This window comes from Pseudomonas sp. NPDC088885, from assembly GCF_044750025.1.
Classification (GTDB): Bacteria; Pseudomonadota; Gammaproteobacteria; order Pseudomonadales; family Pseudomonadaceae; genus Aquipseudomonas; species Aquipseudomonas rustica.
On sequence record NZ_JBIVJB010000209.1, the window covers coordinates 1 to 2,664 of the forward strand.

Consider the following 2,664-nt stretch of genomic DNA (forward strand, 5'->3'; position numbering starts at 1 on the left):
ACCGCCAACCGTTACGCGGTGAACAAGGAGCGCATGGTGCGTCTGTCCGAGTACAGCCGCGACTGCCTCGACGAATTGCGCGCCGAAACCGGCATCGCCTACGAAGGCCGCAGCCTTGGTACGACTCAGTTGTTCCGCACTCAGGCGCAGCTTGATGGCGCCGCGAAAGACATCGCCGTGCTGAAAGAATCCGGCGTGCCGTTTGAAGTCCTCGACCGCGCCGGCATTGCCCGCGTCGAGCCAGCGCTGGCGGGTGTCACTGACATCCTCGCCGGTGCCCTGCGCCTGCCGAACGATCAGACTGGCGACTGCCAGATGTTCACCACGCGTCTCGCCGAAATGGCCGTGAAGCTCGGTGTCGAATTCCGCTTCGGCCAGGACATCCAGAAACTCGATTACGCCGGTGATCGCATCAACGGTGTGTGGATCGACGGCAAGCTGGAAACCGCCGACCGCTACGTGCTGGCGCTCGGCAGCTACTCGCCGCAACTGCTCAAGCCGCTGGGCATCAAAGCCCCGGTGTATCCGCTCAAGGGTTACTCGCTGACCGTGCCGATCACCAACCCGGCGATGGCGCCGACTTCGACTATTCTCGACGAGACCTACAAGGTCGCGATCACCCGTTTCGACAACCGCATCCGCGTCGGCGGCATGGCCGAGATCGCCGGTTTTGACCTGTCGCTGAACCCGCGTCGCCGCGAAACCCTGGAGATGATCGTCAACGACCTTTATCCTCAGGGCGGCAATCTGGCCGAGGCAAGTTTTTGGACCGGTCTGCGTCCGACCACCCCGGACGGCACGCCGATCGTTGGCGCCACGCCGTTCAAGAACCTGTTCCTCAACACCGGTCACGGCACGCTGGGTTGGACCATGGCATGCGGTTCCGGTCGTTTGCTGGCCGACCTGATGGCGAAGAAAAAGCCACAGATCAGCGCCGAAGGCCTCGATATTTCCCGTTACGGCAACAAAATTCAGGAGTCCGCAAAACATGTCAATCCAGCGCCAGCTCACCAATGAGCGCATGAGTCAGATCGTCAGCCACAACGGCACCGTGTACTTGGCCGGGCAGGTCGGCGACGACTTCAATGCCGGGATTGAACAGCAGACCCGCGACGTTCTGGCCAATATCGAGCGCTTGCTTGATCTGGCCGGCACCGATAAGCAACACCTGTTGTCGGCAACGATTTACCTGAACGGCATCGATGAGCACTTCGCCGGGATGAACTCGGTGTGGGATCAGTGGCTGCCAAAAGGCGCCGCCCCGGCCCGCGCGACCGTTGAGGCGAAAATGGCTAAGCCGAGCATTCTGGTAGAGATCTCTATCGTCGCCGCGCTGCCGTAACTGTTGTAAAGATCCCTCTCCCGGCGCTGTTGGCGGTTCACGTCGTCAGTCGGCGCCGGTTTTTATTCCCATGACCGCCTAGAAGTCTGCCGCCATGCGTCCTGCCCGTGCCCTGATCGACCTTCAAGCCCTGCGTCACAACTACCGAATTGCCCGCGAAGTCACCGGCGCCAAGGCGCTGGCGGTGATCAAGGCCGATGCGTACGGCCATGGCGCGGTGCGCTGCGCTCAGGCGCTGGAAGCCGAGGCCGACGGTTTTGCCGTGGCTTGCATCGAAGAGGCTTTGGAGCTGCGCGCCGCTGGCATTCGTGCGCCGGTGTTGTTGCTGGAAGGCTTTTTTGAAGCTGATGAGCTGGCGCTGATCGTCGAGCATGATTTCTGGACGGTGGTGCACTCGCTTTGGCAGCTCGAAGCGATCGAGCAGGCAGCGCTGAGCAAGCCGATCACCGTGTGGCTGAAGCTCGATTCGGGCATGCACCGCGTCGGGTTGCATCCAAAGGATTATCCGGCGGCTTATCAGCGTCTGCTGGCCAGCGGCAAAGTGGCGAAAATTGTGTTGATGAGCCACTTCGCCCGCGCCGATGAACTGCACGCGCAGAGCAGCACCGAGCAAGTCGCGGTGTTTGAAGCGGCGCGTCAGGGGCTGGCGGCGGAAGTCAGCCTGCGCAACTCGCCCGCCGTACTCGGTTGGCCGCAGATCCACAGTGATTGGGTGCGTCCGGGCATCATGCTGTATGGCGCGACCCCGTTCGAAGAAGCCAACGCCGTGGCGGATCGTTTGCAACCGGTGATGACCTTGGAATCGAAAGTCATCTGCGTGCGTGAGCTGCCGGCCGGTGAGCCTGTCGGTTACGGCGCCAAATTCATCACCGACAAACCGATGCGCATCGGTGTGGTCGCCATGGGTTACGCCGACGGCTACCCGCGTCAGGCGCCGACCGGCACCCCGGTTTTGGTGGACGGTAAACGCAGTCGCATTATCGGTCGCGTGTCGATGGACATGCTATGCATCGATCTTACCGATGTGCCGGAAGCCGGTCTCGGTTCGACCGTTGAGCTCTGGGGGAAAAATATCCTCGCCAGTGAAGTGGCGAAGTGGGCCGACACCATCCCGTACCAGATCTTCTGCAACCTGCGCCGGGTGCCAAGGCTCTATTCCGAGGGTTGACGCCGCTGCGGGGGCCAAGTGTTGTAAATACTGAACGCTGTCGCCATGATAACGCTCAATATTCTTACAACATCAGGAGGCTCGCGCCTTGGACGTCGGTGAACGACTGCAATCGATCCGCAAGCTCAAAGGGCTTTCCCAGCGTGAACTCGCC

General features: G+C 61.4%; 3 protein-coding genes and 1 pseudogene. All 4 read left to right on the top strand.

Features of this window, described 5'->3' with window-relative positions:
* A partial coding sequence (gene dadA, locus ACIP1X_RS28535; RefSeq protein ID WP_400755932.1) for a D-amino acid dehydrogenase occupies positions 1-1,017 on the top strand: 1,017 nt, incomplete at its 5' end.
* Positions 989-1,342, top strand: coding sequence for a RidA family protein (locus ACIP1X_RS28540; RefSeq protein ID WP_053125004.1), 354 nt, complete (start codon positions 989-991; stop codon positions 1,340-1,342). The genes dadA and ACIP1X_RS28540, both read left to right, overlap by 29 nt.
* A 94-nt stretch (positions 1,343-1,436) precedes the next feature.
* Positions 1,437-2,510 carry an alanine racemase gene (gene alr, locus ACIP1X_RS28545; protein ID WP_400755933.1) on the top strand — a complete coding sequence of 358 codons (1,074 nt, stop codon included), beginning with the start codon at positions 1,437-1,439 and terminating at the stop codon, positions 2,508-2,510.
* A gap of 88 nt (positions 2,511-2,598) precedes the next feature.
* Positions 2,599-2,664: pseudogene (locus tag ACIP1X_RS28550) on the top strand (XRE family transcriptional regulator); the annotation flags it as partial.

Bases quoted from the DNA above. Each gene is read 5' to 3' on its own strand.
- ACIP1X_RS28540 (WP_053125004.1), top strand. From the start codon at position 989: ATGTCAATCCAGCGCCAGCTCACCAATGAGCGCATGAGTCAGATCGTC.
- alr (WP_400755933.1), top strand. From the start codon at position 1,437: ATGCGTCCTGCCCGTGCCCTGATCGACCTTCAAGCCCTGCGTCACAAC.